Genomic DNA, 14,004 nt, shown 5'->3' on the forward strand with positions numbered 1-14,004 from the left:
CCTACCGGCTCACCGCGGCCGCGACCGGCCTGCGCGCCAGCGCGGCCGCGGCGGCGCCGACCAGGCCCGCGTCCGTGCCCGTCTGCGCGGGTACGACGGTGAGCCGCCGTACGAAGGACAGGGTCGCGTAGTCGGTGAGGGCCTTGCGCAGGGGCGTGAACAGGACGTCGCCCGCCTTGCCGACGCCCCCGCCGATCACCGCGATGTCGATCTCGACCAGGGTGGCGGTGGCCGCGATGCCGGCGGCCAGCGCCTGCGCGGCCCGCTCGAAGGAGGCCACCGCGACCGGGTCTCCCGCGCGGGCCGCGGCGGCCACCGCGGCCGCCGACGTGTCGCCGTCGGGCCCGGGGCGCCAGCCCTGCTCCAGGGCCCGGCGGGCGATGTTGGGCCCGCTCGCGATGCGCTCCACACAGCCGCGCGAGCCGCACGGACAGGGATCGCCGTCCAGGTCGACGCTGATGTGGCCGATGTGCCCGGCGTTCCCGGTCGGACCGGAATGCAGTCGGCCGCCCAGCACCAGGCCGCCGCCGACGCCGGTGGAGACCACCATGCACAGCGCGTTGTCGTGGCCGCGCGCGGCGCCCTGCCAGTGCTCGGCCGCCGTGATCGCGACACCGTCGCCGATCAGCTCCACCGGCAGGCCCTCCGTGGCCGCACGCACCCGGTCGACCAGCGGAAAGTCACGCCAGCCCGGCACGTTCACCGGGCTGACGGTGCCCGTGGAGGCGTCCACCGGGCCTGCGCTGCCGATACCCAGCGAGCCGGTGCGTCCCCACAGCGGCGACCCGGCGAGCTCGCCGAGCACCTCCTCCACCGCCCGCATGACCGTTTCGCCGTCCTGCTGGGCAGGCGTGGCGCGCTGAGCCCGGGCCAGTATCCGTCCGTCGCCGTCCACCAGCGCGCCGGCGATCTTGGTACCGCCGATGTCCAGGGCCGCCACGAGGTCGGTGTGCATCAGAGTCAGATCTCCCCGTTGAAGCTTGAAAACCAGAGAATCGCAGGCCGGTCAAGCGGTGGGGGCGCAGGCCGGAGACAGCGGTGGACAGTCTCTCTCGCATCTGACAACGTTGTCCAGGCTCTATGCTCGACGCCACATCCTCATACAAGCCCATGGTCCGTACGCAAGGCCATGGTGTGACGGACGAGAGACAGGACAGCCCACGTGCCCGAGACCACCCGCCGCGCAGACCGCCTCACCGGCACCCGGTACGGCAACCGCCCCACCATGAAGGACGTGGCGGCGCGTGCCGGGGTGGGGCTGAAGACGGTCTCCCGGGTGGTCAACGGCGAGCCCGGGGTCACCCCGGACACCGAGCGCCGGGTGCAGGAGGCGATCGAGGCGCTCGGATTCCGCCGCAACGACAGCGCCCGGGTGCTGCGCAAGGGCCGTACGGCGAGCATCGGGCTGGTCCTGGAGGACCTCGCGGACCCGTTCTACGGCCCGCTGAGCCGCGCCGTCGAGGAGGTGGCCCGCGCCCACGGCGCCCTGCTGATCAACGGCTCCAGCGCTGAGGACCCCGAGCGCGAGCAGGAGCTGGCGCTGGCCCTGTGCGCGCGCCGGGTGGACGGTCTCGTGGTCATCCCGGCCGGGGACGACCACCGCTATCTGGAACCGGAGATCAAGGCCGGGGTGGCGACCGTGTTCGTGGACCGGCCGGCCGGCCGGATCGACGCCGACGTGGTCCTGTCCGACAACTACGGCGGTGCCCGTGACGGCGTCGCCCACCTGATCGCGCACGGCCACCGCCGGATCGGGTTCATCGGCGACATGCCCCGCATCCACACCGCCGCCGAGCGGCTGCGCGGCTACCGGGCGGCCATGGACGACGCCGGCATAGCGGTCGAGGAGCGCTGGATGTCCCTCGGGGCGACGAACCCGGAGCGGGTGCGGAACGCGGCGGAGGACATGCTGTCCGGCCCCGACCCGGTCACCGCGATCTTCACCGGCAACAACCGGGTGACGGTCACCGTGATCCGGGTCCTCGCCGAGCAGTCCCGGCGGGTCGCGCTGGTCGGCTTCGACGACATCGAGCTCGCGGATCTGCTCCAGCCGGGCGTCACGGTCGTCGCGCAGGATGCGGCCACTCTCGGCCGTACCGCCGCCGAGCGCCTCTTCCGCCAGCTGGACGGCACCCTCGTGACCCCCGAGCGGATCGAGCTGCCCACCCGGCTGATCACCCGCGGCTCGGGCGAGCTGCCGCCCGCGGACTGAGCATGGCCACCCTGGAGGAACTGGGCCTCGCCGTGGCGCCGCGCGACCATCCGCTGGCCTATCCCGGCGCGTGGCCCGCCGATTCCGGGCTGCTGCACGGCGACCGGATGCTCCCGCTGGACCGCCTGGTGTACGCCGACCGGGTGCCGGTACTGACCGTCGGCTCCAACGCCTGCCCCGGCCAACTGCACCACAAGCTGGAGGAGTTCGGGATCGACTCGCCCCTGCCGATGGTGCGGGCCCGGGTGACCGGCGTCGACGTGGGTGTCTCGGCGCACGTCAGCCGCCTGGGATACGTCTCCGCGTCCCCCGTGAGATCCCCTCGCGCGTTACGCGACCTGTTCGTCCTCTGGCTGGACCGCGAGCAGCTGGAGGTGATCGACGCCAGCGAGGGCGTACCCCTGCCCAACGGGAATTTCCAGCGGGTCTGGCTGCCCGCTCCGGACGTAGGAATCGAGTTCGCCGACGGTACGGTGCTCGCGGGCGTGTATGCGTACGTCAACCGGCACGGGGTGCTGCACAACGGCGCGGGAGCGCCTCGCGGCCATCCCGGGCAACGCGCGCTCCTCACCCAGCTCCTCGTGGCATCGGCCGCGTTACGGAAGCTGTTCGGGGTGACGCCGGAGGAGTTCTCGGCCCGGGCGCGGGGTGACGCGGAGCTCTGCGCCCGGGGCACACTGCTGTTCGCCGAGCAGAAATGGGTGACGGAGTCGGGGCTGGAGCGGTACGCCGACGGCAACGGAGCACCGGGACCCGGCCGCGGGTGAGGGCTCATCCGATCCCGGACGCACCGCCGCCCCGTTCCTGCGTCGCCTCCTCCGGCTCTCGGTGAGTGCCGTGCGCAGGACGGGGCGGGGTGGCGGCCGGGGGCGCCGGTCGGCGCGTGGCGCGAGGCCGCTACTGCGCGGAGGCCGTCAGGTCGCCGCGCCGGGGTGCCGCGAAGGCCTCCAGGTCCGCGCGGGTCAGGCCGCTGAGCCGGGCGACCTCGGCGATGTCCAGGGCGCCGCAGTCCAGACCGCGCAGCAGGTAGCCGCTGAGGGCCTTGGCGGTGGCGGGCTCGTCCATGACGTCGCCGCCGGCCCGGTTGGCGTACCGGGCGAGGCGGCCCGCCGCCTGCTCGAAGCCCTCGCGGTAGAAGGCGAAGACGGCCGCGTAGCGGGTGGGGATGTGGCCGGGGTGCATGTCCCAGCCCTGGTAGTAGGCGCGGGCGAGGGCACGGCGGGTGAGGCCGTAGTGGAGGCGCCAGGCGTCGTGGACCTTGGCGGTCGGGCCGACCGGGAGGACGTTGGTCGAGCCGTCCGAGACGCGGACGCCGGTGCCGGCCGCCGCGACCTGCATGATCGCCTTCGCGTGGTCGGCGGCCGGGTGGTCGCTGGCCTGGTAGGCGGCGGAGACGCCGAGGCAGGCGCTGTAGTCGAAGGTGCCGTAGTGCAGACCGGTGGCGCGGCCCTCGGCGGCCTGGATCATACGGGCGACGGTGGCGGTGCCGTCGGTGGCGAGGATGGCCTGGCTGGTCTCGATCTGGATCTCGAAGCCCAGGCGCCCGGCGTCCAGGCCGTGCGTCTTCTCGAAGGCCTCCAGGAGCCGGACGAAGGCGCCGACCTGCTCGGGGTACGTCACCTTCGGCAGCGTGAGGACCAGGCCCTCGGGCAGGCCGCCGGCCTCCATCAGGCCGGTGAGGAAGACGTCGAGGGTGCGGATCCCCCGGTCGCGTACGGCGGCCTCCATGCACTTCATGCGGATGCCCATGTACGGCGCCGCCGTTCCGTTCTCGTACGCCTCGGCGATCAGGCGGGCCGCGCGGGCCGCCGTCTCGTCCTCCTCGGCGTCGGGGCGGGGGCCGTAGCCGTCCTCGAAGTCGACGCGCAGGTCCTCGATGGGCTCGCGCTCCAGCTTGGCCCGGACGCGGGAGTAGACCGGCTCGGCGAGGTCGTCGGCGAGGCCCAGGACGGCCGCGAAGGACGTGGCGTCGGGGGCGTGTGCGTCGAGCAGGGCGAGGGCCTGGTCGCCCCAGGTCCGGAGGGTGTCGGCGGCGAAGGCGTCACCGGGGACGTAGACGGTGTGGACGGGCTGCCGGGTGCCGGGGTCCCCGGGGTAGCGGCGCTCCAGCTCCGCGTCGACCGGTGCGAGGGAAGCGCTGATCTCCTCGCTGACGGCGCCCGCGAGACTCGTCGCCACCTTCTCCTGCTGACCCATCCCACACCCTCCAAGCTTTCCGCTTTACGGAATCAACAATCCGTATGGCGAAGTTATCCGGCAACCTTCCCGCTGGTCAACACCGCCTCGCGTTCGCTCCACTCCGTCATATCGGCATGTTCACCTCCATCTGGCAGCGTGCGGGCCGCACACTCCTACCGCACAGCGCATCAGCACCGACTCGTCCGGAAGCCGTCGCAGAAGGAGCACCCGTGCCGACCCGCAGCCGCCTCACGCGCCGTATGGGCCTCAGGACCGCGTTGGCCGCCACCGTCGCCGTACCCCTGTCCAGTACAGCACTCTCCGCCGACCCCGCCTCGGCGGGCGAACACCACGGCGGTCCCCTCCGTGTGATGTCGTTCAACCTGCGCTACGCGAGCACCGCCGAGCCCCACAGCTGGGCCGCCCGCAGACCCGTGACGCGCGCCCTGCTGCGCCGCGAGCGGCTGCACGTCATCGGCACGCAGGAGGGCCTCTACCAGCAGCTGCGCGATATCGAGGCCGACCTCGGAGCCCCTTACGACTGGATCGGCACCGGACGCGCGGGCGGCACCCGCGACGAGTTCGTGGCGGTCTTCTACGACACCCGCCGGCTCGCTCCGCAGGAGTACGACCACTTCTGGCTCTCCGACACCCCGGACGTGATCGGATCGAACACCTGGGGCGGCGGCTCCATCCGGATGGTGACCTGGGTCCGCTTCCGGGATCTGCGCGACGGCGGCCGGGAGTTCTACCTCCTGAACACCCACCTGGACAACCGGAGTCGGACCGCACGCGCGCGTGGCGCCGCGCTGATCGTCCAGCACCTTGCCGGACTCGACCGCTCGCTCCCGCTCCTCGTCACCGGCGACTTCAACGTCGCCGCCCACAGGAACCCGGTGTACGACACGATGCTGGGCGCCGGCCTGGTCGACACCTGGGACACCGCGGCCGAGCGGAGCAGGCTGTACGGGACCTTCCACGGTTACCGGCCGCTGACGCCCGACGGCGACCGCATCGACTGGATCCTGGCCACCCCCGGGGTCACGGCACACCGGGCCACGATCAACACCTTCTCGGTGGACGGCCGGTTCCCCAGCGATCACCTGCCGGTGCAGGCTTCCCTGTCGCTGGGATGAGCCGAGGCCCCCGTGACCGGCTGTGCGGTCACGGGGGCCTCGTTCGGCGAAGGCGGAGCTCAGCCCTTGCGGGTCTTGATCTCCTCGGTCAGCTGCGGGACGACGTCGAAGAGGTCGCCGACCACACCGAAGTCGACCAGCTCGAAGATCGGGGCCTCGGCGTCCTTGTTGACGGCCACGATCGTCTTCGAGGTCTGCATACCGGCGCGGTGCTGGATCGCACCGGAGATGCCGTTGGCGATGTACAGCTGCGGCGAGACCGACTTACCCGTCTGGCCGACCTGGTTGGTGTGCGGGTACCAGCCGGCGTCGACGGCGGCACGCGAGGCGCCGACGGCCGCACCGAGCTGGTCGGCGAGCGCCTCGATGATCGAGAAGTTCTCGGCGCCGTTCACACCGCGGCCACCGGAGACCACGATCGCGGCCTCGGTCAGCTCCGGGCGGCCCGTCGACTCACGCGGCGTACGGCCGGTGATCTTCGTGCCGGTCGCCTTGTCGGAGAAGGTCACCGACAGGGCCTCGACCGCACCGGCGGCCGGGGCGGCCTCGACGGAGGCGCTGTTCGGCTTGACCGTGATGACCGGGGTGCCCTTGATGACACGGGACTTGGTGGTGAAGGACGCGGCGAACACCGACTGGGTGGCCACCGGGCCCTCGTCGCCGGCCTCGAGGTCGACGGCGTCGGTGATGATGCCGGAGCCGATGCGCAGCGCCAGACGGGCGGCGATCTCCTTGCCCTCGGCGGAGGACGGGACCAGCACGGCGGCCGGGGAGACGGCCTCGTAGGCGGCCTGAAGGGCGTCCACCTTCGGCACGACCAGGTACTCGGCGTACTCGGACGCGTCGTGGGTGAGGACCTTCACCGCGCCGTGCTCGGCGAGCGTGGCGGCGGTGTCGGCGGCGCCGTTGCCCAGCGCGACGGCGACGGGCTCGCCGAGGCGGCGGGCCAGGGTCAGCAGCTCCAGGGTGGGCTTGCGGACGGCACCGTCCACGTGGTCGACGTAGACGAGGACTTCAGCCATGGGATTGCTCTCCTGCGTAACGAAGTTGAGGGGCGGTCAGCGGGGGCGAGCCCTTAGATGAACTTCTGGCTCGCGAGGAACTCAGCGAGCTGCTTGCCGCCCTCGCCCTCGTCCTTGACGATGGTGCCGGCCGTGCGGGCCGGACGCTCGGCCACGGCCTCGACCTTGGTGAACGCGCCGTCGAGACCGACCTCCTCGGCCTCGATGTCCAGGTCGGACAGGTCCCAGGACTCCACCGGCTTCTTCTTGGCCGCCATGATGCCCTTGAAGGACGGGTAGCGGGCCTCGCCGGACTGGTCGGTCACGGAGACGATCGCCGGGAGCGCGGCCTCCAGCTGCTCCGAGGCGGCGTCGCCGTCGCGGCGGCCCTTGACCACGCCGTCCTCGACGGAGACCTCGGACAGCAGGGTGACCTGCGGGACGCCGAGACGCTCGGCGACCAGCGCCGGGACGACACCCATCGTGCCGTCGGTGGACGCCATGCCGGAGACGACCAGGTCGTAACCGGCCTTCTCGATGGCCTTGGCCAGCACCAGGGAGGTGCCGATGGCGTCGGTGCCGTGCAGGTCCTCGTCGTCGACGTGGATGGCCTTGTCGGCACCCATCGACAGGGCCTTGCGGAGCGCGTCCTTGGCGTCCTCGGGGCCGACCGTCAGGACGGTGACCTCGACGTCGTCGTCCGAGTTCTCCGCGATCTGAAGCGCCTGCTCGACCGCGTACTCGTCCAGCTCGGAGAGCAGACCGTCCACGTCGTCGCGGTCGACGGTCAGGTCATCGGCGAAGTGCCGGTCGCCAGTGGCGTCGGGCACGTACTTCACAGTGACAACGATCCTCAAGCTCACGCCGGCTCTCCTACTGCATCGTTATTTCCTGGCTGCCTCTTGGAGGCAGCATAGGCGCCTCAAGCGGCCGATCCCGGTCGGGGCGTCCGCGCGCTCCGACCGAAATATTACTCGTCAGTACACCCAGTTCCTGCCCGCTAAGCAAGCGCTTTGAACTGTGACCTTCGCAACGCAGCGTAACCGGAACTCGACGGCTCCGCAGGGCGCGGACCGCGTGATCAATCCCGCAGGCCGTTGAAGCTGCCCTGGTGGTAGAGAAGCGGACGGCCGACGCCCGAGGGGTCGCCGATGACCACCTCGGCGAGCACGATCCGGTGATCACCGGCCGGGATCCGCCCGACGATCCGGCACACCAGCCAGGCGAGCACGCCGTCCAGCACCGGCACGCCCTCCGGGCCGTCCCGCCAGGCGGTCGGCGCGCCGAAGCGGTCGGCGCCGCTGCGGGCGAAGGTGGCGGCCAGGTCGCTCTGGTGCTCGCCGAGGATGTGCACGCCGACGTGGTCGGCCTCGGCTATCGCGGGCCAGCTGGAGGCGCCCGTGCCGACGCCGAAGGAGACGAGCGGCGGCTCGGCGGAGACCGAGGTGAGGGAGGTGGCGGTGAAACCGACCGGGCCGGCGGGTCCGCGCGCTGTGATCACCGCGACGCCGGCCGCGTGCCGGCGGAAGGTCGAGCGCAGCAGTTCGGGGGAGGCGAGCTGAGGGGTGCCGAGATCGGGCGTGGCCGTCATGGAGTTGTCCTTCTGCTGGGGAAGAGGCGGGTCCGTTGCTGCTCAGCAGCCGGGACAGCGCGCACTCGCGGTGCGGGCCAGATCGACATGGACCCGCCCGTAGAGAAGGAGTTCGGTCGGCATACGGTCAGGCTGACGATGGCTGGCATGCACAGTCAAGTCGGTTCCGGGATCTGGAAGCCGGCTCACCATGCCCTGAGGGCCGCTCACACCGCCTCCCCGAGCGCCGCGATGACGTCGGCCTTGCGGGGCTGCCCGGTGGCGCGCCGCACCACCCGGCCGCCGGCGTCCAGCACCAGGACGGTCGGCGTCTTGAGGATGTCCAGGTCGCGTACGAGGTCCAGGTGGGCCTCGGCGTCGATCTCGACGTGGGTCACGCCCGGAACAATCGCGGCGACCTCGCCGAGGACGCGCCGGGTGGCCCGGCAGGGTGCGCAGAAGGCGCTGGAGAACTGCACGAGCGTGGCACGCTCCCCCAGTTCGCCCCCGAGGTCGGCCGCCTCCAGCCGTTTGCCGTCGTCGCGCCCGCGCACCCGCATTCTCCCGTTCCGCCGCTTGTGCAGCACTCCGTAGACGCTTGCCGCCGCGAGCACCGCCAGGCATACCACCAGTCCGGTCATCCTCCGCACAAGCGTTCACGCGACTGCAGAGATTCCCGCTCCCGGCAGAGTTTTCCATGCGGAGTGCCGGCTTCATGGACATCGATGTGCGCGGGCCGCGGCTCGGGGCGGCCGCCGAAGGAGTTCGAGCCGCCGCAGCCGCCACGGTTCGCGCAGGCGGTCGGGCTGCTGTTCGCCGGACTCGGCCTCGTCGGCTTCACCCTCGGCCCCGTCTGGCTCGGCTGGCGGCGACCGCCGCGCTCGCCGCCGCCTTCCTGAACGCGGTCTTCGGGTACTGCCTGGGATGCGAGATGTTGCTGCTTCTGAAGAGAGTGACGGTCCGCGCGGGGTAAAAGGGGCCTAAAGATCGAGGTCGAGTGTAGGCCGACGTGACGAGGATCTCGCCGCCGCGAGGCACCAGGACTGGCTACCCATCCGTTCTTGGGGCACGATCTGCGAGACGCCGTTACCTACGGCTGCGTAACTTTTCCGCCGGGATCCCCTTTCCCGAGCAGAGCAGAAAGGGTCCACCCCGCCCATGGCAGAGCTGGTCTACCGTCCCGTCGTCGGTTTCGCGAAGACGCTGTTCAAGGTCTGGGATCTGAAGATCGACTGCCAGGGGTCGGAGAACATCCCGCGCGCGGGCGGCGCCGTGCTGGTGAGCAATCACATCAGCTACCTCGACTTCGTCTTCAACGGCCTCGCGGCGCTGCCGCAGAAGCGCCTGGTGCGCTTCATGGCGAAGGAGTCCGTCTTCCGGCACAAGGTCTCCGGTCCGCTGATGCGCGGCATGAAGCACATCCCGGTGGACCGCAAGCAGGGCGAGGCGGCGTACGCGCACGCGCTGGACTCGCTGCGCTCCGGCGAGATCATCGGGGTGTTCCCGGAGGCCACGATCTCGCAGTCCTTCACGCTGAAGACCTTCAAGTCCGGCGCGGCCCGGCTGGCGCAGGAGGCGGGCGTTCCGCTCATCCCGATGGCGGTGTGGGGCACCCAGCGGATCTGGACGAAGGGCCAGCCGCGCAACTTCAAGCGCAGCCACCTGCCCATCACCATCCGCGTCGGCGAGGCGGTGGAGGCACCCCGCGACCAGTACGCCGGCGCCATCACCCGCCGCCTGCGCGAACGCGTCCAGGAACTGCTGGAGGCCGCCCAGCGCGCCTACCCGGCCCGCCCCAAGGGTCCGGAGGACTCCTGGTGGCTGCCCGCGCACCTGGGCGGTACGGCACCGACGCTGGAGCAGCTGCGCACGGCGGAGGCACGCTGAGCCCTGCGGCGCTTCGCCGGGTGACCCGGCCGCATGGTGCGGCCTGCCCAAGAGGCTCCGTCCACTGCACGCGTGACCCGTCTCAGAGGGCGCTGGGGAGCGTCTTCCAGAGGTACGGCCGGTCGGGGGCGGCCCGCAGGGCGGCGAGGACGACCGGGTGCGGTGCGGCGTACAGGACCGGATAGTCGATCTCGTCGGACGCGGGGTCCGGGATCCAGGCCAGCCGCTCGCCGTCGAGCGAGAACCGGGCGTCGACGCCCGGCCTGTTGCCGCGGGGGTCCTGTCGGTGCCAGGCCCCGTTGAAGCGGACGGCGACCAGACCGTGGACCGCATGACCGCCCTCGTCGTCGGCCAGACGCTGGTAGCACAGGGCGGTCGGGATGTCCTCCGCCCGCAACAGGGCGGCCAGCGCGTGGGACTTGGCGTAGCAGATGCCGGTGCGCAGGGACAGCACGTCGGAGGCGCGCCAGGTGACGCGGAGATCGCCGGAGTCCTGGGAGTGCGGGATCGTGTCGCGCACGAATTCGAAAGCGGCCCTCGCATATTCATACGAGTCATCGGCATCTGCGGCCAGACGGGCGGCGGTCGCCCGGACCACCGGATGATGGTGGTCGATCACCTCGTCGGCGACCAGGTACGCGGATAGGTCGGCGGTTTTCTGGATCAGCTCCATGCCCGCAGAGCATAGGAATGCGATCACCCGAGCGTCAATGACTTTTCAGGTGATCGCATACCTATGCAGAACCGGGGAGCTAGCGGGCGATCGCCGCCATCTCCTCCTTGAGTGCCGCCACGAACATGTCGACGTCGTCCTCCGTGGTGTCGAAGGAGCACATCCAGCGCACCACCCCGGCGCCCTCGTCCCAGAAGTAGAAGCGGAACCGCTTCTGGAGCCGCTCGCTCACGTCGTGCGGGAGCTTGGCGAAGACGCCGTTGGCCTGCACCGGGTAGAGGATCTCCACCCCGTGCACCGCGCGGACGCCCTCGGCGAGCCGCTGGGCCATCTCGTTGGAGTGCCGGGCGTTGCGCAGCCACAGGTCCTTGGCGAAGAGGGCCTCCAGCTGCACGGAGACGAAGCGCATCTTCGAGGCCAGCTGCATCGACATCTTGCGCAGGTGCTTCATCTGCCGCACCGCGTCCTGGTTGATGACGACGACCGCCTCGCCGAACAGCGCGCCGTTCTTCGTCCCGCCCAGCGAGAGGATGTCGACGCCGACCGCGTTGGTGAACGTCCGCATGGGCACGTCCAGGGAGGCGGCGGCGTTGGCTATCCGGGAGCCGTCCAGGTGCACCTTCATGCCGCGCGCGTGGGCGTGCTCGCAGATCGCGCGGATCTCCCCGGGCGTGTAGAGGGTGCCCAGCTCCGTGCTCTGGGTGATCGACACGACCTGCGGCATCGCGCGGTGCTCGTCCTCCCAGCCCCAGGCCTGCCGGTCGATCAGCTCGGGCGTGAGCTTGCCGTCCGGCGTGGGCACGGTGAGCAGCTTCAGACCGCCCATGCGCTCGGGCGCGCCGCCCTCGTCGACGTTGATGTGCGCGCTCTCGGCGCAGATCACCGCGCCCCAGCGGTCGGTGACCGCCTGGAGCGCGACGACGTTCGCGCCGGTGCCGTTGAAGACCGGGAAGGCCTCCGCGGTGGCCCCGAAGTGGCTCCGGATGATCCGCTGGAGGTTCTCGGTGTAGTCGTCCTCGCCGTACGCCACCTGGTGGCCGCCGTTGGCCAGGGCCAGGGCGGCCAGCACCTCCGGATGGGCTCCGGCGTAGTTGTCACTGGCGAAACCGCGGACCTGCGGGTCGTGATGGCGACGCGCGTCGGTCTTCGGAGGGTTCACGGCTTCTCGGTCAGCCACAGACGGTTTCCGTTCACTTCCGCGGCGGGCTTGTCCCAGACGCCCTCGATGGCCTCGGCCAGGTCCTTGACGTCCGTGAAGCCCGCGAACTTCGCGTTGGGGCGTTCCGCGCGCATCGCGTCATGCACCAGCGCCTTCACCACCAGGATGGCAGCCGCCGAGCGCGGACCCTCCTCGCCCCCCGCCTTGCGGAAGCCGTCGGCCATCGCGAGCGTCCAGGCCTCCGCGGCCGCCTTGGCCGCGGAGTACGCCGCGTTGCCCGCCGTCGGCTTCGACGCGCCGGCGGCGCTGATGAGCAGGTACCGGCCGCGGTCGCTGCGCTGGAGGGCGTCGTAGAACGCGAGGGAGGTGTGCTGGACCGTGCGGACCAGCAGCTTCTCCAGCAGGTCCCAGTCGGCGAGGTCGGTCTCGGCGAAGGTCGCGCCGCCGCGCCAGCCGCCGACGAGGTGGACCAAGCCGTCGATCCGGCCGTGGTCCTTCTCGATGCGCGCGGCCCAGGCCCGGGTGTCCTCCAGGTCGAGCAGGTCGACCGTCTCGCCGGTGACCGTGGCGCCGCCGCGGGCGTAGCGGGCCGCGTCCACGGCCTCCGCCAGGCGCTCGGGGTTGTTGTCGGCGCCGACGACGACCGCGCCGGCCTCCGCGAGCCGGACCAGCGCCGCGTGTCCGGCGGGTCCGCCCGCGCCGGCCACCGCGATCACCGCACCGCTGAGAGCCCCGTTCCCCACCATGTTCTTCCCCTTTTGAGCAGTGTTCTGGAAGCGGTCGCTCACGCGGCGATCCGCTCGGTGCCGTCCGCCGTGATGCCCTTGGTGGAGGCGATCACATTCTTCAGCTTCTTGGCCAGCGCCTCATAGAACATGCTCAGCGGAAACTCGTCCGGAAGCACGTCGTCCACGAGCTTGCGCGGGGGCTGGCTCAGGTCCAGGGCGTCCGGCCCCTTGGCCCACTTGGAGCCGGGGTGCGGGGCGAGGTAGGTGGAGACCAGCTCGTAGCCGGCGAACCAGTGCACCAGCTTCGGGCGGTCGATGCCGTCCTTGTAGAGCTTCTCGATCTCGGCGCACAGCTGGTTGGTGACCTGCGGGGCGCGCTCCCAGTCGATGGAGAGCTTGTTGTCGGTCCAGCGGATGACGTCGTGCTTGTGCAGGTAGGCGAAGAGCAGCTGGCCGCCGAGGCCGTCGTAGTTGCGGTTGCGGTCGCCGGTGACCGGGAAGCGGAACATCCGGTCGAAGAGCACCGCGTACTGCACGTCACGGGCCTGCGGGACGCCGTCCGCCTCGAGCTTCACGGCCTCCTTGAAGGCGGTGAGGTCACAGCGCAGCTCCTCCAGGCCGTACATCCAGAACGGCTGGCGCTGCTTGATCATGAACGGGTCGAACGGCAGGTCGCCGTGGCTGTGGGTGCGGTCGTGGACCATGTCCCAGAGCACGAACGCCTCTTCGCAGCGCTTCTGGTCGTGGACCATCGCGGCGATGTCCTCGGGCAGTTCGAGGCCCAGGATGTCCACGGCGGCGTCGGTCACACGACGGAACCGGGCCGCCTCGCGGTCGCAGAAGATGCCACCCCAGGAGAAACGTTCCGGCGCCTCGCGGACGGCGATGGTCTCCGGAAAGAGCACCGCGGAGTTGGTGTCGTAGCCCGAGGTGAAGTCCTCGAAGGTGATGCCGCAGAAGAGCGGGTTGTCGTAGCGGGTGCGCTCCAGTTCGGCCAGCCAGTCCGGCCAGACCATGCGCAGCACGACCGCCTCCAGGTTGCGGTCCGGGTTGCCGTTCTGCGTGTACATCGGGAAGACGACCAGGTGCTGGAGGCCGTCCGCGCGGTTCGCGGCGGGCTGGAAGGCCAGCAGCGAGTCCAGGAAGTCCGGCACCTGGAAGCCGTCCTCGACCCAGCGGCGAAGGTCCTTCACCAGCGCCTGGTGGTAGGCGGCGTCATGCGGAAGGAGCGGGGAGAGCTGCTCGACCGCGTCCGCGACACGCTCCACGGCCGCCACGGCGTCGGCCCGCCGGGGGGCACCCTCGGCGTCGAAGTCGATCGATCCGTCCTTCGACTGCCATGGCCGGATCTGCTCCACGGCATCCTTGAGCACGGGCCAGGCCGGGTGCTCAACCACCCTGGTCAGCGAAGAAACCTGCTCCTCCGCACCGGCCTGCACAAGAATTTCCGTCATGTCCCA

At 71.0% G+C, this 14,004-nt stretch carries 14 protein-coding genes and 1 pseudogene; 5 read left to right on the forward strand and 10 right to left on the reverse strand.

The features are described 5' to 3' along the window. Position 1: 1 nt before the first annotated feature. Positions 2-955 (reverse strand): ROK family protein, encoded by a 954-nt coding sequence (locus ACZ7DL_RS24565; protein WP_470777054.1) that lies wholly within the window; start codon positions 953-955, stop codon positions 2-4. 207 nt (positions 956-1,162) lie between these two features. Between ACZ7DL_RS24565 and ACZ7DL_RS24570 the strand changes: the two genes are divergently transcribed. Continuing rightward, positions 1,163-2,212 (forward strand): LacI family DNA-binding transcriptional regulator, encoded by a 1,050-nt coding sequence (locus tag ACZ7DL_RS24570; protein WP_470777056.1) that lies wholly within the window; start codon positions 1,163-1,165, stop codon positions 2,210-2,212. Between the two features lie 2 nt (positions 2,213-2,214). Continuing rightward, complete coding sequence (locus tag ACZ7DL_RS24575; RefSeq protein ID WP_470777057.1) at positions 2,215-2,979, forward strand: hypothetical protein; 765 nt, start codon at positions 2,215-2,217, stop codon at positions 2,977-2,979. A 130-nt stretch (positions 2,980-3,109) separates the two neighbouring features. On the opposite strand, the gene ACZ7DL_RS24580 is transcribed toward ACZ7DL_RS24575, so the two are convergent. Next, on the reverse strand, positions 3,110-4,408 hold the full coding sequence (locus ACZ7DL_RS24580; RefSeq protein ID WP_470777059.1) for a DUF6986 family protein: 1,299 nt from the start codon (positions 4,406-4,408) through the stop codon (positions 3,110-3,112). Between the two features lie 212 nt (positions 4,409-4,620). On the opposite strand from ACZ7DL_RS24580, the gene ACZ7DL_RS24585 reads away from it, so the two are divergent. After that, the gene (locus tag ACZ7DL_RS24585) at positions 4,621-5,526 is read left to right on the forward strand and encodes an endonuclease/exonuclease/phosphatase family protein (protein ID WP_470777061.1); all 906 of its coding nucleotides are present in this window, start codon (positions 4,621-4,623) and stop codon (positions 5,524-5,526) included. A 59-nt stretch (positions 5,527-5,585) separates the two neighbouring features. On the opposite strand, the gene ACZ7DL_RS24590 is transcribed toward ACZ7DL_RS24585, so the two are convergent. From ACZ7DL_RS24590 to ACZ7DL_RS24605, 4 genes are all read right to left on the reverse strand, one after another. Further along, positions 5,586-6,548: an electron transfer flavoprotein subunit alpha/FixB family protein gene (locus tag ACZ7DL_RS24590; RefSeq protein ID WP_470777063.1), complete on the reverse strand. Its 963-nt coding sequence runs from the start codon at positions 6,546-6,548 to the stop codon at positions 5,586-5,588. A gap of 53 nt (positions 6,549-6,601) precedes the next feature. Continuing rightward, positions 6,602-7,390, reverse strand: a complete 789-nt coding sequence (locus ACZ7DL_RS24595) for an electron transfer flavoprotein subunit beta/FixA family protein (protein WP_470777065.1) — start codon at positions 7,388-7,390, stop codon at positions 6,602-6,604. Between the two features lie 218 nt (positions 7,391-7,608). Continuing rightward, positions 7,609-8,118 (reverse strand): flavin reductase family protein, encoded by a 510-nt coding sequence (locus tag ACZ7DL_RS24600; protein WP_470777067.1) that lies wholly within the window; start codon positions 8,116-8,118, stop codon positions 7,609-7,611. A gap of 206 nt (positions 8,119-8,324) precedes the next feature. After that, a complete protein-coding gene (locus tag ACZ7DL_RS24605; RefSeq protein ID WP_470777069.1) occupies positions 8,325-8,738 on the reverse strand; it encodes a TlpA family protein disulfide reductase in 414 nt (137 codons plus the stop codon). A gap of 111 nt (positions 8,739-8,849) precedes the next feature. On the opposite strand from ACZ7DL_RS24605, the pseudogene ACZ7DL_RS24610 reads away from it, so the two are divergent. Further along, positions 8,850-9,070 (forward strand): annotated as a pseudogene (locus tag ACZ7DL_RS24610) (DUF4395 family protein); the annotation flags it as partial. Positions 9,071-9,255: 185 nt separating this feature from the next. After that, positions 9,256-9,984, forward strand: a complete 729-nt coding sequence (locus tag ACZ7DL_RS24615) for a lysophospholipid acyltransferase family protein (RefSeq protein ID WP_470777071.1) — start codon at positions 9,256-9,258, stop codon at positions 9,982-9,984. An 82-nt stretch (positions 9,985-10,066) separates the two neighbouring features. Here ACZ7DL_RS24615 and ACZ7DL_RS24620 read toward each other — a convergent pair whose 3' ends face one another. The 4 genes from ACZ7DL_RS24620 to ACZ7DL_RS24635 form a co-directional block, all read right to left on the reverse strand. Further along, the gene (locus ACZ7DL_RS24620; protein ID WP_470777072.1) at positions 10,067-10,657 is read right to left on the reverse strand and encodes a transglutaminase-like domain-containing protein; all 591 of its coding nucleotides are present in this window, start codon (positions 10,655-10,657) and stop codon (positions 10,067-10,069) included. Positions 10,658-10,736: 79 nt separating this feature from the next. Beyond that, entirely contained in the window at positions 10,737-11,816 is a 1,080-nt protein-coding gene (locus ACZ7DL_RS24625) for a threonine aldolase family protein (RefSeq protein WP_470777074.1), read from the reverse strand. Continuing rightward, positions 11,813-12,559 (reverse strand): SDR family NAD(P)-dependent oxidoreductase, encoded by a 747-nt coding sequence (locus ACZ7DL_RS24630; protein WP_470777274.1) that lies wholly within the window; start codon positions 12,557-12,559, stop codon positions 11,813-11,815. Before ACZ7DL_RS24630 ends, ACZ7DL_RS24625 begins: the two co-directional genes overlap by 4 nt. Before the next feature lie 41 nt (positions 12,560-12,600). Next, the gene (locus ACZ7DL_RS24635) at positions 12,601-13,998 is read right to left on the reverse strand and encodes a DUF6421 family protein (protein ID WP_470777076.1); all 1,398 of its coding nucleotides are present in this window, start codon (positions 13,996-13,998) and stop codon (positions 12,601-12,603) included. Positions 13,999-14,004: the final 6 nt, after the last annotated feature.

Source organism: Streptomyces sp. NPDC036984 (genome assembly GCF_055607665.1).

Coding starts and splice junctions, on each gene's coding strand:
- ACZ7DL_RS24565 (WP_470777054.1), bottom strand. CDS start 955: ATGCACACCGACCTCGTGGCGGCCCTGGACATCGGCGGTACCAAGATC.
- ACZ7DL_RS24575 (WP_470777057.1), top strand. CDS start 2,215: ATGGCCACCCTGGAGGAACTGGGCCTCGCCGTGGCGCCGCGCGACCAT.
- ACZ7DL_RS24580 (WP_470777059.1), bottom strand. CDS start 4,408: ATGGGTCAGCAGGAGAAGGTGGCGACGAGTCTCGCGGGCGCCGTCAGC.
- ACZ7DL_RS24590 (WP_470777063.1), bottom strand. CDS start 6,548: ATGGCTGAAGTCCTCGTCTACGTCGACCACGTGGACGGTGCCGTCCGC.
- ACZ7DL_RS24600 (WP_470777067.1), bottom strand. CDS start 8,118: ATGACGGCCACGCCCGATCTCGGCACCCCTCAGCTCGCCTCCCCCGAA.
- ACZ7DL_RS24605 (WP_470777069.1), bottom strand. CDS start 8,738: ATGACCGGACTGGTGGTATGCCTGGCGGTGCTCGCGGCGGCAAGCGTC.
- ACZ7DL_RS24615 (WP_470777071.1), top strand. CDS start 9,256: ATGGCAGAGCTGGTCTACCGTCCCGTCGTCGGTTTCGCGAAGACGCTG.
- ACZ7DL_RS24620 (WP_470777072.1), bottom strand. CDS start 10,657: ATGGAGCTGATCCAGAAAACCGCCGACCTATCCGCGTACCTGGTCGCC.
- ACZ7DL_RS24635 (WP_470777076.1), bottom strand. CDS start 13,998: ATGACGGAAATTCTTGTGCAGGCCGGTGCGGAGGAGCAGGTTTCTTCG.